Annotated in this window: 27 protein-coding genes; 22 read left to right on the top strand and 5 right to left on the bottom strand. The window is 60.9% G+C overall.

Annotation, left to right across the window (positions count from 1 at the left end; translation table 11 throughout):
- Positions 1 to 63 precede the first annotated feature (63 nt).
- On the bottom strand, positions 64 to 786 hold the full coding sequence (locus tag RBB39_RS07475; RefSeq protein WP_045991691.1) for a cytochrome c biogenesis CcdA family protein: 723 nt from the start codon (positions 784 to 786) through the stop codon (positions 64 to 66).
- 251 nt (positions 787 to 1,037) lie between these two features.
- Here RBB39_RS07475 and RBB39_RS07480 point away from each other — a divergent pair, with 251 nt between their 5' ends.
- The 13 genes from RBB39_RS07480 (at position 1,038) to RBB39_RS07540 (ending at position 12,975) form a co-directional block, all read left to right on the top strand.
- The gene (locus RBB39_RS07480) at positions 1,038 to 1,670 is read left to right on the top strand and encodes a peroxiredoxin (RefSeq protein ID WP_045991690.1); all 633 of its coding nucleotides are present in this window, start codon (positions 1,038 to 1,040) and stop codon (positions 1,668 to 1,670) included.
- Between the two features lie 82 nt (positions 1,671 to 1,752).
- Positions 1,753 to 2,160, top strand: a complete 408-nt coding sequence (locus RBB39_RS07485) for a heavy metal-responsive transcriptional regulator (protein WP_045991689.1) — start codon at positions 1,753 to 1,755, stop codon at positions 2,158 to 2,160.
- A gap of 87 nt (positions 2,161 to 2,247) precedes the next feature.
- The gene (locus RBB39_RS07490) at positions 2,248 to 4,737 is read left to right on the top strand and encodes a heavy metal translocating P-type ATPase (protein ID WP_213229526.1); all 2,490 of its coding nucleotides are present in this window, start codon (positions 2,248 to 2,250) and stop codon (positions 4,735 to 4,737) included.
- A 26-nt stretch (positions 4,738 to 4,763) separates the two neighbouring features.
- Positions 4,764 to 4,898 carry a hypothetical protein gene (locus RBB39_RS07495; RefSeq protein WP_023005305.1) on the top strand — a complete coding sequence of 45 codons (135 nt, stop codon included), beginning with the start codon at positions 4,764 to 4,766 and terminating at the stop codon, positions 4,896 to 4,898.
- Between the two features lie 63 nt (positions 4,899 to 4,961).
- The gene (gene dsbG / locus RBB39_RS07500; protein ID WP_052704265.1) at positions 4,962 to 5,792 is read left to right on the top strand and encodes a thiol:disulfide interchange protein DsbG; all 831 of its coding nucleotides are present in this window, start codon (positions 4,962 to 4,964) and stop codon (positions 5,790 to 5,792) included.
- A 57-nt stretch (positions 5,793 to 5,849) separates the two neighbouring features.
- Positions 5,850 to 6,548: a TVP38/TMEM64 family protein gene (locus RBB39_RS07505; RefSeq protein ID WP_045991687.1), complete on the top strand. Its 699-nt coding sequence runs from the start codon at positions 5,850 to 5,852 to the stop codon at positions 6,546 to 6,548.
- Between the two features lie 60 nt (positions 6,549 to 6,608).
- Positions 6,609 to 8,597, top strand: coding sequence for a heme lyase CcmF/NrfE family subunit (locus RBB39_RS07510; protein WP_045991686.1), 1,989 nt, complete (start codon positions 6,609 to 6,611; stop codon positions 8,595 to 8,597).
- Positions 8,594 to 9,118 (top strand): DsbE family thiol:disulfide interchange protein, encoded by a 525-nt coding sequence (locus tag RBB39_RS07515; RefSeq protein ID WP_045991685.1) that lies wholly within the window; start codon positions 8,594 to 8,596, stop codon positions 9,116 to 9,118. Before RBB39_RS07510 ends, RBB39_RS07515 begins: the two co-directional genes overlap by 4 nt.
- Complete coding sequence (locus RBB39_RS07520) at positions 9,109 to 9,585, top strand: cytochrome c-type biogenesis protein (RefSeq protein WP_045991684.1); 477 nt, start codon at positions 9,109 to 9,111, stop codon at positions 9,583 to 9,585. Before RBB39_RS07515 ends, RBB39_RS07520 begins: the two co-directional genes overlap by 10 nt.
- On the top strand, positions 9,582 to 10,829 hold the full coding sequence (ccmI, locus tag RBB39_RS07525) for a c-type cytochrome biogenesis protein CcmI (protein ID WP_045991683.1): 1,248 nt from the start codon (positions 9,582 to 9,584) through the stop codon (positions 10,827 to 10,829). Before RBB39_RS07520 ends, ccmI begins: the two co-directional genes overlap by 4 nt.
- A gap of 64 nt (positions 10,830 to 10,893) precedes the next feature.
- Positions 10,894 to 11,706 (top strand): prolipoprotein diacylglyceryl transferase, encoded by an 813-nt coding sequence (lgt, locus tag RBB39_RS07530; RefSeq protein ID WP_045991682.1) that lies wholly within the window; start codon positions 10,894 to 10,896, stop codon positions 11,704 to 11,706.
- Entirely contained in the window at positions 11,703 to 12,212 is a 510-nt protein-coding gene (locus tag RBB39_RS07535) for a protein-disulfide reductase DsbD N-terminal domain-containing protein (RefSeq protein ID WP_239452508.1), read from the top strand. The genes lgt and RBB39_RS07535 overlap by 4 nt, the downstream gene beginning before the upstream one ends.
- Positions 12,213 to 12,243: 31 nt before the next feature.
- Positions 12,244 to 12,975 carry a sulfite exporter TauE/SafE family protein gene (locus tag RBB39_RS07540; protein ID WP_045991681.1) on the top strand — a complete coding sequence of 244 codons (732 nt, stop codon included), beginning with the start codon at positions 12,244 to 12,246 and terminating at the stop codon, positions 12,973 to 12,975.
- Here the strand turns inward: RBB39_RS07540 and RBB39_RS07545 are convergent.
- The gene (locus tag RBB39_RS07545; RefSeq protein ID WP_083970235.1) at positions 12,972 to 13,400 is read right to left on the bottom strand and encodes a MerR family transcriptional regulator; all 429 of its coding nucleotides are present in this window, start codon (positions 13,398 to 13,400) and stop codon (positions 12,972 to 12,974) included. The genes RBB39_RS07540 and RBB39_RS07545 overlap by 4 nt on opposite strands.
- A gap of 256 nt (positions 13,401 to 13,656) precedes the next feature.
- Here RBB39_RS07545 and RBB39_RS07550 point away from each other — a divergent pair, with 256 nt between their 5' ends.
- The 8 genes from RBB39_RS07550 (at position 13,657) to RBB39_RS07585 (ending at position 18,224) form a co-directional block, all read left to right on the top strand.
- A complete protein-coding gene (locus RBB39_RS07550) occupies positions 13,657 to 13,896 on the top strand; it encodes a hypothetical protein (protein WP_045991679.1) in 240 nt (79 codons plus the stop codon).
- A gap of 116 nt (positions 13,897 to 14,012) precedes the next feature.
- Entirely contained in the window at positions 14,013 to 14,666 is a 654-nt protein-coding gene (locus RBB39_RS07555; protein ID WP_306168984.1) for a redoxin domain-containing protein, read from the top strand.
- Positions 14,667 to 14,730: 64 nt separating this feature from the next.
- Positions 14,731 to 15,171 (top strand): DUF411 domain-containing protein, encoded by a 441-nt coding sequence (locus tag RBB39_RS07560; RefSeq protein WP_035414165.1) that lies wholly within the window; start codon positions 14,731 to 14,733, stop codon positions 15,169 to 15,171.
- Between the two features lie 15 nt (positions 15,172 to 15,186).
- Entirely contained in the window at positions 15,187 to 15,750 is a 564-nt protein-coding gene (locus RBB39_RS07565) for a TlpA disulfide reductase family protein (RefSeq protein ID WP_071211088.1), read from the top strand.
- Positions 15,747 to 16,127: a hypothetical protein gene (locus RBB39_RS07570; RefSeq protein ID WP_185696437.1), complete on the top strand. Its 381-nt coding sequence runs from the start codon at positions 15,747 to 15,749 to the stop codon at positions 16,125 to 16,127. The genes RBB39_RS07565 and RBB39_RS07570 overlap by 4 nt, the downstream gene beginning before the upstream one ends.
- 18 nt (positions 16,128 to 16,145) lie before the next feature.
- Positions 16,146 to 16,889, top strand: a complete 744-nt coding sequence (locus RBB39_RS07575) for a cytochrome c biogenesis CcdA family protein (RefSeq protein ID WP_045991676.1) — start codon at positions 16,146 to 16,148, stop codon at positions 16,887 to 16,889.
- 77 nt (positions 16,890 to 16,966) lie between these two features.
- A complete protein-coding gene (locus RBB39_RS07580; RefSeq protein ID WP_249742928.1) occupies positions 16,967 to 17,773 on the top strand; it encodes a YCF48-related protein in 807 nt (268 codons plus the stop codon).
- 31 nt (positions 17,774 to 17,804) lie between these two features.
- A complete protein-coding gene (locus RBB39_RS07585) occupies positions 17,805 to 18,224 on the top strand; it encodes a cytochrome c (RefSeq protein WP_249742927.1) in 420 nt (139 codons plus the stop codon).
- Between the two features lie 720 nt (positions 18,225 to 18,944).
- Here RBB39_RS07585 and RBB39_RS07590 read toward each other — a convergent pair.
- Together RBB39_RS07590 and RBB39_RS07595 are read right to left on the bottom strand one after the other, a co-directional pair.
- A complete protein-coding gene (locus tag RBB39_RS07590) occupies positions 18,945 to 19,802 on the bottom strand; it encodes a DUF3800 domain-containing protein (RefSeq protein ID WP_287163699.1) in 858 nt (285 codons plus the stop codon).
- Between the two features lie 243 nt (positions 19,803 to 20,045).
- Complete coding sequence (locus RBB39_RS07595; protein ID WP_045991673.1) at positions 20,046 to 20,882, bottom strand: LysR family transcriptional regulator; 837 nt, start codon at positions 20,880 to 20,882, stop codon at positions 20,046 to 20,048.
- A 114-nt stretch (positions 20,883 to 20,996) separates the two neighbouring features.
- Between RBB39_RS07595 and RBB39_RS07600 the strand changes: the two genes are divergently transcribed.
- Positions 20,997 to 22,763: a SulP family inorganic anion transporter gene (locus RBB39_RS07600; RefSeq protein WP_213229518.1), complete on the top strand. Its 1,767-nt coding sequence runs from the start codon at positions 20,997 to 20,999 to the stop codon at positions 22,761 to 22,763.
- A 38-nt stretch (positions 22,764 to 22,801) separates the two neighbouring features.
- Here the strand turns inward: RBB39_RS07600 and RBB39_RS07605 are convergent, their stop codons facing one another.
- Complete coding sequence (locus tag RBB39_RS07605) at positions 22,802 to 24,091, bottom strand: aminotransferase class V-fold PLP-dependent enzyme (protein ID WP_213229516.1); 1,290 nt, start codon at positions 24,089 to 24,091, stop codon at positions 22,802 to 22,804.
- Positions 24,092 to 24,348 lie beyond the last annotated feature (257 nt).

Consider the following 24,348-nt stretch of genomic DNA (forward strand, 5'->3'; position numbering starts at 1 on the left):
GGTCGGTGGCGTTTCTCCTCGCTGATATGAACAGGTTACACCTTGCCACCGCCGCCGACCCGACTATCCCAGTGTCGCCAGCGAGGGAAACCAGTCGACCATGATGCTGGAAAGCCGCGTCATGGTGCCCGAGACGATGGCGATGCCCATCAGGATAACGATCGTGCCGGCGACTGGGCGAGCATAGGCGCTCCACCTACCCAGACTTTGCCGATGCAGGGCGAATCGATTGATCAGCAGGGTGCTGGCGAGAAAAGGCAGCGCCAGGCCCGCCGAGTAGGCGCTGAGATAGAGCATGCCGGCCTGGGCACTGGCGGCGCTGGAGGTGGCCATCAGGATGGCGCCCAGGATGGGGCCGATACAGGGCGTCCAGCCGATGGCGAAGGAGATCCCGAACACCGTCGCCGACAGCGGGGAGCCACCCTGGACGTTCGGTGTGAACTGAAGGGTGCGCTGGAACAGCGGCAACCGGAACACACCGGTCATGAACAGGCCCAGCACGATCACCGCCGAGCCGGCGACCCAGTTGAATTCCTGGCGATACCCCCGCATCAGCTGGCCGATACCACTGGCGCCGAGTCCCAACAGGATGAACACGACGCTGAAGCCGAAGACGAAGAAGGCACTGAGGATCAATGCCTCCAGGCGTCTATCGGCCTTGCCGGCACTCCCGCCCGTGACCACCGACAGGTAGGCCGGCAACAGCGGCAAGGTGCAGGGCGAGAAGAAGGAAACCAACCCGCCGGCGAAGGCGCCAATCAGACCGATAGAAGAGAGAGATTCCAAGGCGTTACGCTTCCTGGGGGGGGCAAGGTGCTGGGCGCGAAGCAGCCTGGGGCCGGCCGCCTACTTCGGACATGGTTAGGCAGAGAATTCTAAGGGTTGCGCCTACCTCAAAGTCATCCATGAGTTAATGCCTTTTGATATAACGTAAAAGAATAGACTCCTTTCCTCGAAAGCCCTTGACCTTAAAGTTGACTTAAAGGTTATCGTGCGTAGTGCATCATCCGACACTTACCATAGATAAGGATAGTGAGATGACCCTACAGCTAGGGGAGATAGCTCCCGATTTCACGATCGAATCCACCGAAGGCACGCTTGGCTTTCATCAGTGGCTGGGCAAGGACTGGGCCGTACTGTTCTCGCACCCCGCCGATTATACGCCAGTCTGTACCACGGAACTTGGCGCGTTTGCCAGGCGAAAGGACGAGTTCGCCGCGCGTGGCGTCAAGCTGGTGGGAGTATCGGTCGACCCCCTCGCTTCTCACCACGACTGGGCGAAGGATATCGAGCAGACCCAGGGCGCGGCCCTGAACTATCCCCTACTGGCGGACGAAGACCAGGTGGTGGCGACGCTGTATGGAATGATCCACCCGAAAGCCGACCCCAAGGTGACGGTGCGTACCGTCTTCATTATCGATTCCGACAAGAAAATTCGCCTGACCTTGACCTATCCGCCCAGCACCGGGCGCAACGTCGACGAAATCCTGCGGGTCATCGACTCGCTTCAGCTAACCGACAAGCACAAGGTTGCAACGCCCGTCGACTGGCAAACCGGTGACGATGTCATCATCTTACCATCGCTCACGGATGACGACGCCAGACAACACTTCCCCGACGGCTGGGATGCCAAGACACCCTATCTGCGGGTCGTGCGCCAACCGGACTAGTCGAAGTCACGACTCGTGACTCAGGCTGCCCGGCCCAGTCGGGCGGCTAGAAGCTCCGATTCACAGTACGAGAGGTGAAGCCATGCAAACCCTCAGTATCGGTGAGCTTGCCGAACGTAGTGGGATCGCCAGTCAGGCGATCCGATATTACGAGAAAGAGAAGCTCATGCCCGCCCCCCCACGGACGGAAGCCAACTATCGGCGTTATCCCCTGGATGCCGTGGCCCGGTTGCAATTCATCGTCCATGCCAAGCAGTGGGGCTTTACGCTCGACGAGATCCGTGAGCTGTTGATCCTCCAGGATGCCAACGGCGACCGGGCACAGGCCAAGCGCATCGCCGGCGAGAAGCTGCACAAGATTCGCGAGCAGATCAAGCATCTCTCGCAAATCGAGGCTGTGCTGTCCAAAACGCTTGAAGAATGTACAGGCGAAGGACCGATGCAGGAAGGCTGCCCCATCGTCGACGCCATCGCCGATAGGGACGAATGAGCGGCCTCGTCGCTTCTGGCAGTGTAACGCAGGAGTCCCGAAGCGCGCACGCTGGGCTGATGAAGAACCAAGTTGGGGGAGACCGCAATGGCGGAAAACGTCGATATCGAGATTCGGGGCATGTCCTGTGCGTCCTGCGTCGGACGGGTTGAGCGGGCCCTCGGCCAGCAGCCGGGCGTGATTAACGCTCAGGTGAACCTGGCCACACAGAAGGCGGCGATCCAGATAGAGGGAGGCTCCACGACGGCCAGCCTGCTCGACGCTATCGTAACGGCGGGCTATCAGCCGGTGGTGGAGAGCCTCGAGATTCCCGTCGCCGGCATGAGCTGCGGATCCTGCGTCTCGCGGATAGAACGAGCGCTCGGCAAGCTGCCCGGCATGGTGGAGGTGAGTGTCAATCTCGCCACCCAGAAGGCCTTCGTCCGTTTCCTGCCGGGGACCGTATCGCTGGCACGCATTCAGCATGCCATCCGCGAGGCGGGCTATGAACCGCAGGAAACCGAGTCGCAGCAGCAGGCGGACGACGAGGATCGCGAGGGACGACAGCTTCTCCACCGGGTCATTCTCGCGGCAGTGCTCACCATCCCGGTGGTCATCATCGCCATGGGAAAAGTGATTCCCGACTTTGATGCGCTCTTGGCGAGTCTGATGCCGCATCGCGGCTGGATGGGCGTCGAGTGGCTGCTGACCACGCCCGTGCAGTTCTATGCCGGGGCGCGCTTCTATCGCGGTGGTTATGCCGAACTTCGACATCTCAACCCGGGCATGAACAGTCTGGTCATGATCGGCTCGAGCGCCGCCTACTTCTATTCGGTCGCCGCTCTGCTGGTACCCGGCTTTTTCCCGGCTGATACCGCCGTGAGCTACTTCGAGGCGGCGGCGGTGATCGTGACGCTGATCCTGTTGGGACGCTACTTCGAGCACATCGCCAAAGGCCGTACCTCCGAGGCGATCAAGAAGCTCCTGCAGTTGCAGGCGAAAACCGCCCGCGTCATCCGCGATGGCGAAGCGGTCGAGGTGCCGATCGAGGCCGTCGTGCCCGGCGATCGCATCCTGGCCCGCCCGGGCGAGCGTATCCCGGTGGATGGCATCGTTGAAGAAGGCCATTCCTTCGTCGACGAGTCGATGATCAGTGGCGAACCGGTACCGGTTGCCAAGCAGCAGGATGCCGAAGTCGTCGGCGGCACCATCAACAAGAACGGCGCGCTTACCTTCCGCGCCACTCGGGTCGGTGCCGACACCGTGCTGTCACAGATCGTCAAGATGGTGGAAGCGGCACAGGCCGAGAAACCCCCGATCCAGCAGTTGGCCGACAAGATCGCCGGTGTCTTCGTGCCCGTGGTCATCGCCATCGCCCTGATCACCTTCGGGGTGTGGTTCGCCGTCGGGCCGGCCCCGGCGCTGTCCTTCGCCTTCGTCACCACGGTGAGTGTGCTGCTGATCGCCTGCCCCTGCGCGATGGGCCTGGCCACCCCGACTGCGATCATGGTCAGTAGCGGCAAGGGGGCCGAGATGGGGGTGCTGTTTCGCAAGGGCGCGGCGCTCGAGACGCTGGCCAAGATGGATACCGTCGTGCTGGACAAGACCGGCACCCTGACTCAGGGTCGCCCCGAGCTGACCGACTTCGAAGTGATCGAGGGGCACGAGAATGAGGTGCTGCGACTGGTCGCGGCAGTGGAAGCCCAGAGCGAGCACCCCATCGCCGATGCCATCGTGCGCGGCGCCCAGGCGCGTGGACTCGAGCTGCCGGCCGTCAGCCATTTCAGCGCCGAGCCGGGCTACGGCATCGAAGCCGACGTCGCCGGTCACCGGCTTTACGTAGGGGCCGATCGCTACATGAACCGGCTCGGGATTGGGCTCGGCAAGGCGGAAGAGCGCGCCAAGGCGCTTGCCGAGGATGCCAAGAGCCCCCTCTATGCCGCGGTGGACGGCCGACTCGCCGCGGTCATCGCGGTGGCCGATCCGCTCAAGGAGGGCTCGGCCGAAGCCATTTCAGCACTCAAGGCGCTGGGGCTGGAAGTGGCGATGCTCACCGGCGACAACCGCGCCACCGCCGACGCCATCGCCCGACAGGTCGGCATTCAGCGCGTACTCGCCGAGGTGCTGCCTGACCAGAAGGCAGACGAGATCAAGCGACTACAGGCCGAGGGCGGTAAGGTCGCCTTCGTGGGCGACGGGATCAACGATGCGCCGGCGTTGGCGCAGGCAGACGTGGGCATCGCCATCGGTACCGGGACGGATATCGCCATCGAGGCCGGTGATATCGTGCTGATGCGTGGCGACCTGCGGGGCATCGTCAATGCCGTGGCACTCTCCAAGCGCACCCACCGGACCATCATCGGGAATTTCGTCTGGGCCTATGGCTACAACGTGGCGCTGATCCCCGTGGCGGCGGGCGTGCTCTATCCGTTCATCGGCGTATTGCTCAGCCCCATGCTGGCGGCAGCCGCCATGAGCGTCTCCAGCGTCTTCGTGTTGACCAACTCGTTGCGGCTACGCCGCTTCACGCCGGATATCGATGACGCTTCGCCGGTGACGAGCGGTGAACCCCAGGCGGTTCGGGCCCACCAAGTCTGAGTAGCAAAATTTAATAGGAGACCAAGATGATGGGAAGCGAAGCATGCACGTGGGGGATGGCGGGGATGGGGCTCATTTCCATCCTGCTGATTATTGCGTTGGTGCTTGGCGTCGCCGCGCTCGCCAAGTATCTGTTCTTCGGAAAGAAGCGTGATAGCTGACAACCAATCGCTACGACAGGTTCGATTCCCCGGGTTGATCAGAGAGCGATGAAGAGGCCGTTCATGAAGAAAATCATCTACTCCACTTATTGCCTTGCTGTTGTAGGGCTGTTCGGTCTCATTACGCTCCCCGCTCTGGCGGAGGAAACGGGGGGCGATTCTCTTGACGGCCACCAGGCCATTAGTACAGCCGATACGGGAGCCCCCCTACCCGCATCGATTACGGCATTATTGGATCAAGGACTCAAATTCCACGGAACCTTTAATGCCCCGGGAGATATACAAGGTTATGCCTTGTCCTATGATAATGAGCCCGTGGCGGCTTATATTCCCTCCACTTCCGACCACGCCATCATCGGTACCTTAATTGATCCTCAGGGCAACGCTGTAATGGAAAACCAACTTCAAGCTCTGGTGCTGGAACCGATGCTGGAAGCTACCTGGAGCGCGTTCGAGGACACTCGCTTTATTCCGGAAGGACCTGATAGTGCGTCACATATCGTGTATACGCTGACCGACCCCAATTGTCCCTACTGCAATGCGCTGTGGAAGAGCTCACGGTCTCTAATCGATCAAGGTGAGCTTCAGCTTCGTCATGTGCTGGTCGGCGTTCTGTCAGAGGACAGTCTCCGCAAGGCGGCCGCGATCCTTGAGTCGAATGACCCAACCAAAGCCCTCGAAACCCATGAATTGAACTTCCGCAATGGCGGCATCAGTCCGGTGGTGCCGTCGGAGGAGAGTCGAGCGCTTCTTAGGCGGCATGCCCAGCTCATGCGCGAGGCCGGCGCCACGGGAACGCCGACCAGCTATTACCGCGATGAAGAAGGTAATGTGCAGCGCATCAATGGTGCGGTGTCGACCGACCGGCTTCGCGACATATTGGGTGTCGAATGACACGCCATAACGGCACAGGGGTGACATGAGATGTCATCTCACACAACTGAGATGAGTATGGCAAGCACGCTCGGTGTAAAGCACAGGCTCATATTGGGAGCTTCTGTGCTGATTGGCTTGGTGACCCTCTATTGGATCCTGATGGAGACCGGTGCCTTATCGACGCTCACCAATAAGCAGGCTCTGCGTGAGTGGGTTGGCCAGTTGGGGGGCTGGGGGCCATTGACCATTATCGCCATGATGATAGCGGCCATTGTCATGAGCCCGATACCCAGTGGGCCGATCGCCATGGTGGCCGGTGCGATCTACGGCCCTCTATGGGGGACGGCGTATGTGGTCATCGGTGCCGAGGCCGGCGCGTTGCTCGCCTTCGGCATTGCCCGCCTGCTTGGCTGCGAGGTGATCCATCGCTGGTCGCGCATACGTCCTATGTTGGATTGGCTGGGAAAGGAGCGCTCTCAGACAGGGTTGATGCTTTTCGTTTTCGCCTCGCGTTTGGTGCCATTTATTTCATTCGATGCCGTCAGCTATGCGGCGGGCCTGACACCGCTGGCCTTCTGGCGTTTCTTGATTGCCACGCTGGCCGGCGTACTTCCGACGGCGTACCTGATCGTCATGTTCGGCGAAGTCCTGATTACCGCCGACTCCCGCGGCCTCACGGTCGCGCTGATCCTGGCCAGTGGGGTCACGCTCCTGCCGCTCCTGGCGAAACTCGTTTGGACTCGGCATCGAAAGCGACGGACTAGCTCGAATTGATGGGCTGCCGAGGCCGATCGCCTCGCCCCAAGAAATCACGCGACTCAAGATGGAATCCCTATGCTCGTCAAAATCATTCCTGAACTCGGTCTCTTCGCGCTGATCATGGCGCTGGGCCTGGCGTTTATACAGGCGCTGACTCCGTTAGCGGGCGTCACGCTCCGCCGCCCACTCTGGATGGCCTTCGCCGAGCCCATGGCATGGGGGCAGTTCGCCTTCTTGCTGGTGGCCTATGCCAGCCTGACCGCGAGCTTCCTGCTCGACGATTTCAGCGTGTCCTATGTGGCCAACAACTCCAACTCGATGCTGCCGTGGTATTACAAGCTCACGGCGGTGTGGGGGGGGCACGAAGGCTCGGTGCTGCTATGGAGCCTGATCCTCAGCGGCTGGGGCTTCGCCGTCAGCCTGTTCTCGCGCAACCTGCCGCGTGACATGCTGGCCCGTGTCCTGGGGGTCATGGGCATGGTCAGCACCGGATTCTTGCTGTTCATCCTGATCACCTCGAGCCCTTTCGAACGTCTGCTGCCGGGAGTGCCTCAGGACGGCGCCGATCTCAACCCGCTGCTACAGGACGTCGGGCTGATCCTCCATCCTCCCATGCTCTATATGGGCTATGTGGGCTTCTCGGTGGCTTTCGCCTTTGCCATCGCTGCCTTGCTGGGAGGGCGGCTCGATGCCGCCTGGACACGCTGGGTGCGGCCCTGGACCAATATTGCTTGGGCCTTCCTCACCATGGGCATCGCGCTGGGTAGTTGGTGGGCCTACTACGAGCTGGGGTGGGGCGGCTGGTGGTTTTGGGACCCGGTGGAGAACGCCTCGTTCCTGCCCTGGCTGACCGGGACGGCGCTCATCCATTCGCTGGCGGTCACGGAAAAGCGTGGCACCTTCAAGAGCTGGACCGCCCTGCTGGCGATCTTTACCTTTTCGCTGTCGCTGCTGGGCACCTTCCTGGTGCGCTCCGGGGTGCTGACGTCGGTGCATGCCTTCGCCAATGACCCGTCACGGGGCATCTTCATTCTGGCACTGCTGGGGTTCACGGTGGGCGCTTCCTTGCTGATCTTTGCCCTGCGTGCGCCGCGGATGAGCGGCAATGTGGGCTTCGGCTGGTTGTCTCGTGATGCGCTGTTGCTGATCAATAATATCCTCTTGGTCGTCATGACCGTGACCGTTTTGCTGGGCACGGTCTATCCGCTGATTCTCGATGCCCTGGGGCTGGGCAAGATCAGCGTCGGCCCACCGTACTTCAATACGCTATTCGTGCCGCTGACCGTGCTGCTGTGCGCCTTCATGGGGCTAGGCCCCGTGGCGCGCTGGAAGCAGATGGCGGGGCGCGAGTTGATGCGCCGACTACTTTGGTCCGGCATCGCCGCGCTGATCATGGCGGCGGCGGTTCCGTTCCTCTACGGCGGAGAATGGAACGCCGCCGTGGCGCTGGGGCTGGTCATGGCCCTGTGGGTCGTGCTGGCGTTGATGCGTGACCTGTTCGACAAGACCCGCCATGCCTCCTCACCCCTGGCCGGCTTGCGCAAGCTGTCGCTGGCGCATTGGGGCATGGTAGTCGGCCATCTGGGCATGGCCATCACCATCGTGGGCGTGGCCATGGTGTCGAACTATGCCATCGAGCGTAACGTACGTCTTGCCGTGGGGGAGCGTGTCGAGATAGGCGGCTACAGCTTCACCATGACCGACCTGAGCGAGCGCCGCGGTCCCAATTTCCTGGCCGATACGGCAGCCCTTGAGGTGGCACGTGATGGCCAGCATGTCACCACCCTACGGCCCGAGAAGCGATTGTATATTGCCCGCGGTCAGCCCATGACCGACGTCGCCCTGCGCCCTGGGCTGCTGCAGGACATTTACGTGGCGCTGGGCGAAGACTTGGGTGACGGTGCCTGGGCCATGCGAATCCAGATCAAGCCGTTCGTACGCTGGCTCTGGCTGGGGGCGTTGTTGATGGCCACTGGCGGTCTGCTGGCGGTGGCGGACCGTCGCTATCGGCGTCAGCGCTCAGTGGCAGCTGACTCCACTCTCCTCCGTGAGGTCCATACATGAAACGGCGACTGTTACTGCTTTTCCCCTTGCTGGTTTTCCTGGGACTGGGTTTCTTTCTCTACCGAGGCTTGGCCATGGATCCCAGTACCCGCAATTCGGCACTGCTAGCCCAGCAGTTTCCTGCCTTTTCCCTCTCGACACTGAAGGATCCCGGTGCCCGGGTCGATGAGTCGCTGTTGCACGGGCAGGTCACGCTGGTCAATGTCTGGGCCGAGTGGTGCCCGACCTGCAAGGAGGAAATGCCCCAGCTGCTGACACTCGCTGAGCGCGGCGTGCGCTTGGTCGGCATCAACTACAAGGACACCCGCGTCAAGGGGCGGGAGTTTCTCGACGAGTTCGGCGACCCCTTCGAAGTCAATATCTTCGATCCGGATGGCGACCTGGGGTTCGAGCTCGGCGTCTACGGTGTGCCGGAGACCTTCCTCGTCGATGCCGAGGGCATCATTCGCTATAAGCACACGGGCTATATCACTCCCGAGGATGTCGAACGTGTCGTGCAGGAGGTGGGCAGATGGCGTTGATGACCCGGGCCGGCCTGCTGTTGCTCTTGTTGATAACGTCGGTCCCTGTGCTGGCGGATTCGGCTATCGAGGTGCGTGACTTCGAGAGGCCAGTAATGGCCGAACGCTATCGTGATCTTACTGCCTCATTGCGCTGTCCCAAATGCGATGCCCAGGCCATCGACAGCTCCAACTCTCCGGTGGCTGCCGACATGCGCGAACGCGTCGCAGATTTGTTACGCGACGGGCGATCCGATAAAGAGATCCTCGATTACATGGTCGCGCGCTTCGGTGAGTTCGTGCTCTATAACCCGCGACTCGACGAGCGTACCTGGCTGCTGTGGGGACTGCCGGCCGCGCTGGTATTAATCGGCGGGCTGATCGTGGCGGTCTTCGTCCGCAAACGAAAGCATGTCCGGGTTCGAGCGCTCAGCGCCGAGGAGCGCGAGCGCCTCAACGCCCTGATTAACCGCGAGGGGAGCAAATGAATCTGCTCTGGTTGGGCATCGCCCTGGTACTGTTGCCTGCCCTGTGGCTCGTGATCCTGCCGCTGAGACGGACCCGCCCGCTGCACGATGCTCAGCAGGCCTTCGAAGCCAAGCAGCGCACCGATGCACAGAACGTGGCGGTCTATCGTCAGCGCCTGGCCTCGCTGGAAACGGCCCATGCACGCGGCGAGCTCGACACCGCGCGAGTCGAGGAGGGTCGGCTGGAGCTCGAACGCAGCCTGCTCGAGGATACCCAGGTACGCCGCCGCACACCGCTTGAGTCGCCCCAGGCCGGCCGACTATTGGTACCGCTGGTGATGGTGGCGTTGGTGGTGGCCAGTCTGCTCTGGTATCAGCGGGAAGGCGCGGAGGGCGATCTGGCACTGTATGCCGTGCATCAGGAGGTGCGCAACTCGCCTGACGGCTCGCTGACGATGCTGATCGAGCGGCTCGAGGAGCAGGCCAAGCGACAGCCGGACAATCCCAAGGTGTGGATGTCGCTGTTTCCGCTGTACCGGGACGGCAATCGGGGACGTGATGCCATCGCCGCGATCGAGCGCCTGATCGAACTGGAGGGTCGACAGCCTTCCCTGCTGGCGCAGTTGGCACAGATCCAATTCTTCGTCGCCAACCGCTCGCTGACCGACGAGGTCCAGGCACTGGTCGACGAGATCCTCGGTCAGGATCCACGCCAGCCCACCGTGCTCGGCATGCTGGGCATCCATGCCTTCGATCGCGCCCGCTATGAAGAGGCCATCGATTACTGGCGGCGCGCGATCGCCGGTTTCGACGACCCCGGCTCGGCGGAGGCGCTGCGGGAGGGCATTGCCGTGGCACAACAGCGCCTGGACGCCTCGTCCGACCAGGTCGATGCTCATCAGGCCGCGCAGGATGGCGCGTCGCTCGCGGTCAGGGTCGGCCTCGCCGAATCGCTCCGCGAGCGGGCCGCGCCGGGCGACACGGTGTTCGTCATCGCCCGCGACGTGGCCGGTGAATTGCCGCCACTGGCGGTGGAGCGGGTCACGGTTAGCGACCTGCCACTCGAGCTGACCTTGGGCGACAACGATGCCATGACACCCCGGGCGCGACTCTCCCAAGTCAATGAGGTGCGCCTGACGGTGCGCGTCTCCGCATCGGGCGAAGCTACCCCGCAGCTAGGCGATCTTGTCGGCGAGGCGGGACCGGTGACACTCGGCGAGTCGGACTCGCCGGTCGAAATTTCCATCGATCGCATCGTTGAGTAGCCAGGCTGATCGTAAACGCAGTCTCGGCAACGCGACTTGGCTGTCAGAGCATTAAGGAAGAACCATGCTGCAATACCCTCAGATTGATCCCGTGGCCATTTCCCTTGGTCCCGTGCAGATTCACTGGTATGGCCTGATGTACGTGGTCGGGCTGGTCGCCGCCTGGTGGCTGGGGCGTCGTCGTGCCCACCGCCTGGGCCTGAGCCACGATGATATCGGCGATCTGATTTTTTACGGTGCCGTGGGGGTCATCTTGGGTGGCCGCCTGGGCTATGCGCTGTTCTACGGGCTCGACCAGTTGCTGGCTAACCCCTTGTGGCTCTTCAGGGTCTGGGACGGGGGCATGAGCTTCCATGGCGGGTTGGCCGGTGTGCTCATCGCCGCCCTGCTGTTTGCCCGCAAGCACCGTCTGGCCTTCTTTCAGCTGACCGATTTCATCGCCCCGTTGGTGCCGATTGGCCTGGGCGCCGGGCGCCTCGGCAACTTCATCAATCACGAGTTGCCGGGGCGCATCAGTGACGTTCCCTGGGCCATGGCCTTCCCCCCTATGATGGGGCTGGGGCCCGAGCCGCGGCACCCTTCAGCGCTTTATGAGTTCACCCTGGAAGGCGTGGTGCTGTTTGTCATGCTGTGGTGGTTGTCGCGTCGACCTCGCCAGCGAGGCCTCATCTCGGGGCTGTTCCTGGTGCTGTATGGCGCTTTCCGCTTCGCCGTGGAGTTCGTGCGCCTGCCCGACCCCCAGTTGGGTTTCATCGCCTTCGGCTGGCTGACCATGGGGCAGCTGTTGACCCTGCCGATGCTCATCGCGGGGCTGGCTCTGGTTGTCTGGTCAATGCGTCAGCCAGTGGATAGGGCGAAAACGGCGGCGGCCTCATGAACACGGCCTTCACCTTTCTGCTGGTGCTGCTGTTCGTCGCCACACCGGTAGCGGCCCGTGGAGAGTTTCCCGCGGGCAGTGGCAAGAGCTCCCCCTTCGGTACCTCGGCTCAACGGGAATTCCTGGCGACTAAAGAAGCCTTCCGGGCCAGCGCCTGGCGAGACGATAGGCGGCTCTACGTCGGTTTCGTCATTGCCGAGGACTATTACCTCCACCGCCATCGGTTTGCACTGGAAAGTCGCTCTCCGGGCGTCAGTTTCGGTGAGCTGGCAATTCCCCCCGGCGAACCCATGGTGCACGCGTCTCTGGGGGAAATCGAGGTGTTCTATGACCAGGTGGTATTCAGTGCGTCCATCGAGGCGAGCGACACCGCTGCCGAGCCGCTGGCCATCACGGTGACCTTTCAGGGGTGTTCCGACCTGGGACTCTGCTATCCGCCCGAGCTGGTCGAGCTCGACGCGCTGTACGGTTCCCCCTCCGGCAGCCTTCGATTCTCCTCCTCGTGATACTGGGAATAGCGAAGAAGGAGCGCCTTGATTGGATCCCACCGACCTCAGCCTGCCGCCGCTGGCGGCGGCCTTCGTCTTCGGCCTGCTCGGAGGGGCGCACTGCATCGGCATGTGTGGCGGGATCATGAGTGCCCTGACCTTTGCCGTGCCCTCCAGCATGCGGCAGCCGGGACGCCTGGCCGGCCTGCTGCTCGGCTACAACCTGGGCCGCATCAGCAGTTACATGATCGCCGGCGCTCTGGTGGCGCTACTCGGCTCCGTGCTCAATCATGCCCTGGACGGCATCGCCCTGGTGCTGCGTATCCTGGCGGCGGTCATGCTGATTCTGATGGCGCTGTATATCGCCAACTGGTGGAAGGGGTTGCTACGTATCGAAGCCCTGGGTCGCTCCCTGTGGTGGCGTATCGAACCGCTAGGTCGAGGCTTGATGCCCGTCGTGAAGGTACCCCAGGCCTTCGCGCTGGGCTCGATCTGGGGCTGGATGCCCTGCGGGCTGATCTATTCAATGCTGGCCTGGAGTCTGGCCGTAGCCGAGCCGCTACGCGCCGCGGCGATGATGGGGGCCTTCGGGCTTGGCACCCTCCCCGTCGTCCTGGCGACCGGTATGGCTGCCCGGCGCATCTCGCTATGGATTCGCCATCCAGCGACCCGCACGCTGGCGGCGTTGCTGATCATCGCGTTTGCCGTCAGGCAACTCTGGCATCTGCACTCCATGACCGGCATGGACGATATGGCCAGCATGGCGCCGTCGCATCACTAATGGCAACCGCACGGGCCATCCGTCACGATAGCCGGTTGTGCCGATCCCAGCGATTCGATCAGTTGCTTCAGGCTAGGGGCCTCGGAACCATCATCATGGTCGATGCTTTCCAACCATCGCGCTATCGCCTGGAGTTCATGGATCCGCGAGCGAATGTAGCGCCCTTGTTCAGCCAGGGGAGCGTACGTATCGCTAACCGGAGGCATGTCGTGCTCCGCCCAGGTCAATATCTGCTTGATGTCTGGGAGACCGACTCCCAAAGAGCGAAGGCAATTAATGAGACGCAGGCGACCCAGTGCCTTCTCGTCATAGAGTTGATAGCCGTTGCGCGAGTCCCGTTGCGGTCGTAACAACCCCTCACGGGTGTAGTGGCGTACCGTTTCCGCAGTGACCCCACCAGCCCGAGCCAGTTCAGTGACTCGCATTGTCTTTTCCTCACCTGCCCGTTTTCAGACAGCCTACAACCGTGAGGCCGCCCAAAGGTCAAGGTATGGCTGTAGCGTTCAACTGGTGGCCTGCTGCATAAAGCGGGAACGCAAAAAATAAAGTCTTGACCTTGAAGTTGGCTTTAAGGATATCTTTCCAGCAAGCAGCGCTGCTGCCAGGTAGAAATCCAAGCCAGGCCTTCTATCAGCCTTGCTGGTGGAAAGGTGATTCCCAGAAAGATTGAGGAGAAGTGTCATGCGGAAACGTCACACAGCAATCTTGACTGCCGCCATCATCGTCGCCAGCAGCTTCGGAGCCGGCTCGCTTCTTGCGCAGGAAGAGAATCAGCAGACGCCAATGGAGGGCGACATGATGCAGGAGGGCAGCATGCACGACATGATGGGAATGATGCGTGAAATGAATACCATGATGAAAAACTGCAATGCCATGATGGAAAATATGCAACAAGGCCATGAAACCGACAGCAACACCTGAAGTGGCACTGGCCGGGGCTGCTCCGCATAGGAGCAGCCTTCGTTAGCACTGGGTAACGCGAAGGGAGGACGGTACGTGAAAAAGAGCTGTATACACCACTACTCGTCTTGGCATTGATGCCCAGTTCTCCTGTCTTTTCCCATTCCCTCGAAGATACCGAGGAAGAGCTGCAAGAGTGGGAACGTTACGCCCAATTCATCGACCAGCCATCGCCGGAATTTTCGTTGAATAATACAGACAGCAATGGCGTGTCGTCTTCCGACTTGGAACAAAGCGTCGTGGTGCTCAATATCATCCACTTGCGCTATCAAGAAGCCTGCCCGGTGCATATGAACCTGATTGCCGAGGTGCAAGAGCGAGTCAACGATACCGGCCTACGAGATGATGTTGAATTTATCACCATCGCTACCGACAGCGAGGACTTTGCCGGCACGCACAACAACATGCGGGCCTACGGTGAAAATTTCGATCTGGACCCCGCCAACTGGCGGTTTCTTTATCGAAGCGAAAATGAGTTTGTCGACACCACACGCCAGGTCGCGGAAGCCTACGGTCTGAAATTCGACGATGTGGCCGAGGGCGTCCAGGCGCATGGCGTTGTGACTCATGTCATCGACCAATCAGGACGGATACGGGCCCGCTTTCATGGGCTCAAATTCGATCCGGAGCACCTAGTTTACTATGTAAAGGTGTTGGCAGAAGGACCAGAGACATTATCCACCGGTGTGTGGGATCGCATTCGCCATACTGTCGTCAACACCTTCGATTAATGCCGCGAGAGTATAGCCGGCCTAGCTGCCGAACGTTCTCGTGAACTCTATGGAGCCTTAGCGTATGAAACACTGGAAAGCGCTGACCATCGCTTCTCTATTGACCTTCCCCCTGACAGGGTTGGCAGCCGAGACGTCGGCAACCCTCTACAAGAACCCCAACTGTGGCTGTTGCGCCGAATATGCCAAGTATCTCGAACGAAACGGGTTCGAAGTGGAGACAATCGATACTCACGATCTCGCGAAGATGAAAGCCGAACACGATGTTTCCGAGAAACTGCAGGGTTGCCATACCACGCTCATCGACAACTATGTCTTCGAGGGCCACGTACCCGTGGAAAGCGTCACCCAGGTACTCGAAGAGAAACCTTTCATCAAAGGCCTGAGCGTACCCGGAATGCCACTTGGCTCACCGGGGATGTCGGGCGAGAAACAGGGCCCACTGGAGGTTTACACCCTGGCCTTTCAGCCGACCGATACCCCTGAAGTTTACGCCACCCACTGAAGGTGAGCCTTGGTCATGAGACAACTGATCGGGACCAGTTGGGTAGCGGTGGCATTGTGGGGAATGATCACCTCTTTGGCCGTCGCCGAACCACCCAAACGTGTGGGGCCGAATGGGTTTCTTCTCTGGGAAAGCCCACGCGAGGTGTCGGAAATTAGCTTCGAGGCTGGCGACGGTACCCCGCTGACGCTGACCACTTTCGGAGGAAAGCTGATCCTGCTCAACATCTGGGCGACATGGTGTGGCCCTTGCCGCGAGGAAATGCCCACCCTGGATGCCCTCCAGGCTGAATTGGGTGGTACGGATTTCGAGGTCGTCGCACTCTCGATCGATCGCAAAGGCATCGAGGTCGTCAACGAATTCTATCAGGAGGTGGGGATCGAGCATCTCGCTCCCTACGTCGATCCAACCGGCATGGCCAGCGCGAACCTCAGTGCCGTGGGTATTCCCACGACGCTTCTGCTCGACCGCCAGGGCAGGGAGATCGGACGCCTGGTCGGGGAGGCCGAGTGGGATACCCCTGAAATGATCGACTTTCTTGCCGAAACCATAGAAACCACCCAGGAGGACGCGCCATGAGTTGCTGTGACGACAAGCCCCAAAAGGGCCAAGAGAAAGCCGGACTGAAAGGCCTGGTAACAGGCCCACGCCGCTGGATGCTGCTGGGCGCTGTGGCGGTGGCTGGTGGTCTTGCCATGGGCTGGGATCAACTGGTCCTGCTGGGCATCGCCCCTATCCTGGTGACCCTGTTGCCTTGCCTCGTCATGTGTGGAGCAATGTGTATGCTGAAATGCAAGGACAAGAAAGGCAAGGCTACCGAGCCGGGCGAAGCCCCTGACGTCCAAGCCAACGTGGAAGCCTCTACCGCGGTAACCACGGAGACGGCATCTGCCAATCGCCAAGCAGCGGATCACCAGGTGCCATCCGAGCGCCCCGACTCCAAGCTCCAAGCCTAGCCACGGGATTAAGGGGGGATGTGGGAAGTTGCCAATATCGGCCTGGCCACGGCCTTTCTGGCGGGCCTGACCTCGTTCGCTTCGCCCTGTGTCTTGCCGCTCGTGCCTAGCTATCTCTCCTTCGTGGCCGGGCGCTCGCTGGGGCAGATACGGGAAGCGGACCGGCGGGAGCGGCTCCGGGTATTGACCCAGTCAATATGGTTCGTGCTCGGGTTCTCCACGGTATTCCTGATGCTGGGTGCCAGTGCCACGGCCATCGGTCGCCTGCTGCTGGTCTACCGCCAGGAAGCCAACCTGGTCGGCGGTATCATCGTCATCCTGTTCGGTGCCTTCATGACCGGGCTCATTCCGCTGCATTGGTTACAGCGAGAATGGCGATTTATCGGCAGGCTTAAGGAAGCGGGCGGGGGGCCCAGTGCGGCTTATCTGCTGGGTGTGGCGTTCGCGTTCGGCTGGACCCCCTGTATCGGCCCGATCCTGGGCGCCATTCTGACCGTCAGCGCCTCGACGGCCAATGCCCCGAGCGGAATGGCGTTGCTCGGCATCTATTCGCTGGGCCTGGGGGTGCCCTTTCTGTTGACGGCGGTGTCACTCGATCGCTTCCTGCAACACCAGAAATTTCTGCGCCGCTGGGGCCGGGTCACGCATCTGGCGGCCGGGCTGATCATGATCCTGATGGGCATCTTGATGATCACCGGCAAACTGACCGAGCTGTCCTATTGGTTATTGCGCACCTTCCCGGCGCTAGGCAGCATCGGCTAGCCATTATTCGAGGAAATATTGCAATGAACAAGATCACGAGTCGCTTCTGGCGTGCCCTGTCACTGACGAGCTGGGTCATGGCCAGTCTGAGCTTCGTCAGTATGGCCGGGGCCGCCGAGGAGGCATTGCCGTCGCTGAGTTATGACCAAACAGGCGAACGGCTGCTCAAGGTCCAGGCCAACCAGCTTTTCGAAAGCACGGATGGCCGAGCGGCCTGGACGATGATTCCCTTGCCCGACGAAGTAGCGGAGGGACGGTTGGTAACGGTATCGGCAACAGCCGAACATGCCCTCTATATCGCCGGCCCCTCGATCGGGGTGCAGCGCAGCACCGATCATGGAGAAACCTGGCAGGAACTCAACGATGGCTTGCCTAACCAGGACGTTACCGCCTTGGACGTGCACCGCCATCAGCCCGAGACACTCTATGTGGTGATTGCCGACGACGGCCTCTACCAGAGTGAGGATGCCGGCACGACCTGGAAGAAGATGGATAGCGGTCCTGCCCAGGCCGTTCGCCGGCTCATCCACTCCGATATGGAGGGGAGCATGCAGACTGGCTGGCTCTATGCGGTGTCCGACGATGCGGTTCGCCTGTCGATGGATTGCTTCTGCGGCTGGCGACCGACCGGGGAGCTCGATGCCGGCAGGGTCTATGATCTGGCCTACAAGCTCGACGATCCCGAACACGTCTATGTGGCCACGGAGCAAGGCCTGTGGCGCAGCGACAATGGCGGCCAGGAGTGGCAGCAAGTAAAGGGTGATGGCCCGACGTTCGTCACGCTTACGCTTGCGCCGCAGGGAACGCTCTATGCCCTGGATCGCGAGGGGGAGCTCATGCGCAGCGAAGATCAGGGCCAAACCTGGACACCCCCCGATGCGTAAGCGCTGGATCCTCGTCACAACGTGGCTGCTGATGAGTGCCGCCTGGCAGGCCATGGCGGGGGGTGGCCCCTCTTCGCGCGATACCTCTCGGCTGGAAGAGGGAGAAAGGATCTACCAGCAGTACTGTGCCAGCTGCCACGGCAGCGAGGGCGAGGGCCAGCCGAACTGGGAGCGCCAGAATGCCCAGGGCGAATTGCCCGCTCCCCCTCACGGGCCGGAGGGGCATACCTGGAAACACTCCGATGCGATGCTCTACCGAATCGTCGCCGAGGGATGGCGCGATCCCTGGAACAAGACCGAGAGACTCACCATGCCGGCCTTCGAGAATGTCCTGACCCCCGCCGAGATCCGCTCCGTGGTGAACTATCTCAAGACGCTATGGACGCCGGAGCAACGACGTCATCAGGCGGAAGAAAGCGAGGGAGCCCCATTTCCGTCGCAGAGTGATTAGCTGTGGGGCTAGGGAAGCGCTGCGTAAACACCTCCGCAGCTGACGGAGAGTCAACCGCAGGGTAAAACCTGGCTTTCTTGCCACTGTCTGACCAAAGCCAACCGATGAAGCAGATTTCTGTCGCTCAGGCTCAGCAACAGAACAAGAAGAAGGTTCCCCGCAGCGAACGGTGTCTGGGAAGCCTTGAACAGGACATCATGCACGCCCCCAAGGTCAGTAGCGGCATTTTCACCACTACGCTGCTGACATTACTCTCAATACCAGCCCAGAGATGGTGGACATTTCATCGCACGCACGAAGCCCCCTGCGAGAGCGTCACCTTGAGCTGATTGTGGTAGGTTTGCATTTGCTCTCAGCTAGGACTGTCTCTCTCCTACCAGATGGGGAGTAAGATGGGTAGGAACAAACAAAAAACTATGCACAAAATAAAACCAACCAACTGTTATATAAATAAAAAAACATCAAATTACATCTTCATATTCAGAATATTGAGTGAGGGCCGCTGTATCCGCCAAGGCCAGCCGAGCGCTCAGCACAGAAGACGTCTTGACCCTGGCTAGCGAATCTACTAGCATGATAGTCAAGTGGATTGGGAGTTCCCGGTCGGCGCTACAGCCTCGGTGGTTTCATCGGGGCTTTTCGCTTTTTTGTGTACATGCTTAGGCTTATCAAAAAAGCCGGCAAGCGCAAACACTTTAGACAAGCCTTAGCGATACGAACTCAGGTTTCCGGATAGACCTTCATACCCCTTCCCTCGTATCCATCTCCCGCATCTTCCCGGCCACCATCGCAATAGAACTTCTTTTTCAGTATATCAAACGCTTTGTTTCTCTGTTCTTTTCTAATAACTTTTAGACCGATAGGACGGGCGACGAGGTCCGAAAGCTGAAGTCCTGAAGACATGGTCTTTTTGTCGGAAAACACCACGTCAAATGGCAGTTGAATCCCTGCCTGATTGCTTCCATCACAGATCCGACGAAATTCCAACTCCAGTTCTCTATCTTCTTTTTTCCCTCGACACTCAACCACTACGTGAGTCTTTTTATTTTCCTCACCTTTTTCCTGAAGAAATTCGTACAAAGTTTCCATACAGAAACGTAAAGCAAGATGATATGGGTTTGATTTATTACCATTCTGCTTCTTCAGTTCCCGCTTATCTATAGTACAGCTAATAAGGATGAAATTGCTTTTTTCTACGATGCCAGACAGCCCCGACATGAACTGGTTCTTATGATCTCGATTTTTGAAAAAACTAAATGCTCCTTTTTCCTTTCGAATCTCATGCTCATGCAAAACCACTTGATCATGCCCAAAATAGTTGAACTTGAACTTTTCCAAAGAAGGAACAATTGCTTCACTATAATGACGCTTATGAAAAACACAAAAGGCTAGAACAAAGACTGGATAGTTTGGATCAATACTTGAAAGACCATGATCGCCACTTTCGTCTACATATACGATATATTTCCCGAATTCATCATGCATTTCATCAGATGACTCTGTACTAGATCTCGAAACATTAACATTTTCCTCACTGAACTCGAAAAGGGGAAGTTGACCCGCCTCACCATCCTTCATCTCTACCACCTCTCTTCCGCACCAAGCTCTAAAGGAACTTCCATCTCTCTAATCCAAAATACTACTATCAAACGCCATCCGCTTCGGCTTCCTTAACTCCCAGCGAAAGTTTCTCTGCCAAGTGATTGCGGAAGGCCAAGATAGAACAGCGCCTTCACTCCCCCCCGACCGATCAGTTGCTTGAGCAAGGCTCAGGAACAATGACGCAGCGACCTGCGCAAGCAACACAGACTCCATAGCAGATCACCCCAGATGCTCGATCAACTCGCTGATCAATTCGCGGTGCTCGCCGTGCCAGTGGTAGGCCACATAGGCCTTTAGCTCGATGACGGGCGCATCCTTGACCACGAACAGCCGCTGCCGGTCACACCAGGGGGCGACGATGTCCTGGGGCAGGTAGGCGGCGCCGCCACACTCAAGAAGCAGGCCGAGGGCGATGCGGCCGCTGTTGACTCTGCCGCGCGCCAGTTGGCGCTGCGGAAAGCTGCTCTCGTGGATGCTGGCAAACGCCGTGCCCCATTCGACCCGGATGTAGCCTTCGCCCACTGCCTGCTCGGCGCGTCTATCCGGCTGGCTTGAGACCATCACCAGCGGGATGGTCGCCACCTCCTCGACCCCTACGCCACTGATGCGCGGGGTGTCGTAGAGGAAGCCGACGTCGACCATGTTGCGCTCCAGCTTCTCGACCACCCGCAGCGGGGTGCTCTCTTCGGCGCGAACGCCCAGGGTCGGGTAGGCGCGATAGATGGTGGCGAGCCAGTCCTGCAGGAAGATATCCCAGAGGCTGGCGACCCCCGCCACCACCAGCCGCCGCTGGTGCCGCTCGCTCAGGGCGGTGTCCTCGTAGGCTCGCTCCCAGGCGTCGAGCAGAAAGCGGGCGTGGCGCTCCATGCGCTCGCCGGCCGGGGTCAAACCGATGTGGTGATGGCCGCGGCTGAACAGCGACAACCCCAGCTGCGCCTCGAGTTGGCGTATACGTGCGCTGACCGTCGAGGGCGAGACACAGAGGCTCTCTGCGGCCTTGCCGAAATTGCGCAGCCGGCTGACCTCGAGAAAGGTCTTCAGCAGTTGGGTATCCACGGCTCACCTATGCGGTTTTTTTGTTCGTGAAGCGCAAAAAATTTTGTTTTTCAGGATACCCGCATTTCTCTAGGCTTGCCCGACCCCCTACTTCTGCCCACCTGAGGTTCCGCCATGGCGTCTTCCCCCAAGCGTTATCTGCCCTTCCTGCGCTGGGGACGTGGCCTCGACCGCCGCACCCTGTCGGCGGACATGATGGCGGGCCTGACCGGCGCCATCCTGGTACTCCCTCAGGGTGTCGCCTATGCCTTCATCGCCGGGCTGCCACCGGAGGTCGGGCTCTACACGGCGATCGTCGCGGCCACGGTGGCGGCGCTGTTCGGCAGTTCCTGGCACATGATCTCAGGCCCCACTGCGGCGCTCTCCATCGTGCTGGCCAGCGTGATCGGCGGCCTCGGCACGCTGACACCCGACCAATACCTGGGAGCGGCGCTGACCATCACGCTCCTGGTCGGTCTGATCCAGCTGGCCATGGGGCTCTTGCGCCTCGGCAATCTGGTGAGTTTCATCTCTCACACGGTGGTCATCGGCTTCACCTCTGGTGCGGCCATCCTGATCGCCACCAGTCAGATGGAGCACCTGCTTGGCGTGTCCATCGACGCTCAGGGATTCCTGGCCGAGCTGTCAGCGCTGTTCCGGGCGCTGCCGGATATCAACCTCTACGCATTGGCCATCGGGCTGATCTCGCTGATCACCTCGCTGGTAGCACGACGCCTCCATCGTCGTAGTCCTCACCTGCTGCTGGGCCTGGCCGCCGGCAGCCTGGCCTGCTGGTTGATGGATGGCGCCGCCCACGGTGTGGCGCTGGTCGGCACCCTGCCCGGGACCCTGCCACCCGTTACGCTGCCCGAACTGACGCCGGACAGCCTGCGCGTGCTGACCTCCGGCGCCTTCGCCATCGCCCTGCTGGGGCTGATCGAAGCGGTATCCATCGCCCGCGCCATTGCCCTGCGCTCGCGTCAGGTGATCGACGGCAATCAGGAATTCATCGGCCAGGGCCTGTCCAATATCGTGGGGGGCTTCTTCTCCTGCTACGCCAGTTCGGGCTCCTTCACCCGCTCCGGTGCCAACTATGACGCAGGCGCCCGCACCCCGCTGGCCTCGGTGTTCGCCGCCCTGCTGCTGTCGCTGATCCTGATCTTCGCCCCGGGCATCACCGCCTACCTGCCGCTACCCGCCATGGCTGGAGGCATCCTGCTGATCGCCTGGAACCTGATCGACGTCCCGCATATCGTCCATCTGGTGCGCGTCAGTCGCCACGAGGCGATGGTGCTGGTCGCCACCGTCTCCGCTACCCTGCTCGTCGCACTGGAGTTCGCCATCTATATCGGCGTGCTGCTGTCACTGGTGCTCTATCTAAAGCGCACCTCGCGCCCTACCGTCATGGAAGTGGCGCCGCGCCAGGATCATCCCCGGCGGCTCATTCGCAACGTCAGACGCTACCAGCTCGAGCAGTGTCCACAGCTCAAGATACTGCGCATCGACGGCTCGCTGTTCTTCGGCGCCACCGACCACGTACAGCGGCATCTTCGCGCCTTCACCGCCGAGCCGGGCTCCCGTGCGCTGATCATCGGCAAGGGCATCAATTTCATCGACACGGCGGGCGTGGAGATGCTGCTGCAGGAGGTCCGTCGCCTGACGGACCAGGGGGGCGAGCTGATGATCAGCTCGCTCAAGGGTACGGTGATGGATGAGCTGTGCCGTCGCGGGGATCTGAAGCGAATCGGCGAAGCGCGCTTCTTCGAGACCACCGAGGCGGCCATCACCTCCATTACCCCGGCGCTGGATCCAGACGTCTGCCAGGGCTGCGCCAAGCGTGTCTTCGGCGAGTGCGCGTCGAAGCCCTCGCCTGAACACGGTGTCCTGGCAAGCCAGATCTGATCAGCGCCGGACCGGGTGGACGAAGCAGCGGAGCCGCTTCAGGCTCCGAGGACGTCCTTCAGCGCCGCCAGGCAGGCGTCCACTTCGAGTGGGGTGTTGTAGTGGGCCAACGACACCCGGGTGACCGAGGGCAGGCCCAGGGGGCGCAGGATATTGCCGGAGTAGGCGTCGTCCTTGCGGGCGTGGACGCGGATGCCACGCTGGCCAAGCTCGGCGACGATCTCCAGTGCGTCTCGGTGCTTCACGCAAAACGAGACCGCCCCCTCCCGCCAGGGCGAATCCGCCTCGCCGATCAGGGTCAGGCCGGGCAGGTCCCTGAGTCCGGTGACGCCATCGGCGCCGTCGATCAGCCGACGCATCAGCGCCGCCTCCTGATCATGCATGGCCTGGCCGGCGGCCAACAGCCGCTGCCGGCGCTCGCTCTTGTCAGTGAAATGTCCTCCCAACCACTCGAGATAGCAGACCATCTCGCGGGCGCCGGCCCAGGCGGCAGGATCGCGGCTACCCAGCTCCCAGGCGTCGTCCGGCTTGCCCGCCAGGCGGTCGTGATCGGCGCAACCCAGTCGCGGCGAGACCCAGGCGTAGCCGTCGTTGAACGGGCAGAACACCTTGTACAGCGACACCGCGTAGGCATCGACGCCGTAGTGCGATACCGCCAACGCACCATGGGGGGCATGCTGGATGCCATCGACGATGATGTAGCAGTCCGGTGCGATGGCGCGAATCGCCTCGGCGATGGCGGCCACGTCCTGGGTCATGCCGGTCACCGGGCTGGTGTGCAGGATAGTGGCCACACGGGTCTCCGGCGTCACGACGCGGACATAGTCCTCGGCGGTGGCGCGCCCCTGATGCGGATCGAAGGGCACCGTCAACCGCTGCCTGCCGGTGCGCCTCGCCCACTGCGCGGTGGCGTCAAAGGTGGCGGGATGCTCGAGCTCGCAGGCGACGATGTTGCCACCCGCTGGCGCGGCACTGGCGGCGGCGCGAATTACCCGGAACAGGCACTCGGTGCCGGTCTCGCCGCCAAACACGATGCCGTCCTCTACCCCCAGCAGGCTGGCCATGGCGTCGCGACCGTCATCGATCATGCACGAAATGGCCCGGGAAGCGTCATTGTCGCGATGATCGTTGTCCGGCAGTGCGGCGACTTCGGCCATGCGTGCCACCACGGCCTTGAGCGTCAGGGAACCGCCGGCGTTTTCGAAGAATATCCGGGGGCCGGTGTAGGGGCAGCGGTCGACGTGGTGAAAGCGAGCGCGCACCTGACTCATCAGGGCGTCGTCAAATACCGCCACGCTCGCCTTGCTGGAAGGCTTCAATGTCTGCATCTGATCGTTCCTTGGTGGCAGCGGAACAGCAAACCTCACCCCCAGCCGGGCGCCAGAACGAGGCAAGGGACGCTACCCGATCCTTCCTGGTTCGTCCGGAGTTATCGAGAAGCTTGCTCATAGTAGTACGCCCTGGCTGACCGGATGGCAAAAATGCAGCACACTGGGCGCCTGAACTTTGGTCGATCCAACGTTACCGTTCGAGTGACATCGTGATAATCTGTGCCTTGCACGACGGCCGTAAATTGACGCTATTT

The sequence above is a fragment of the Halomonas sp. MMSF_3323 genome (assembly GCF_030733595.1).
Taxonomy (GTDB): Bacteria; Pseudomonadota; Gammaproteobacteria; order Pseudomonadales; family Halomonadaceae; genus Halomonas; species Halomonas litopenaei.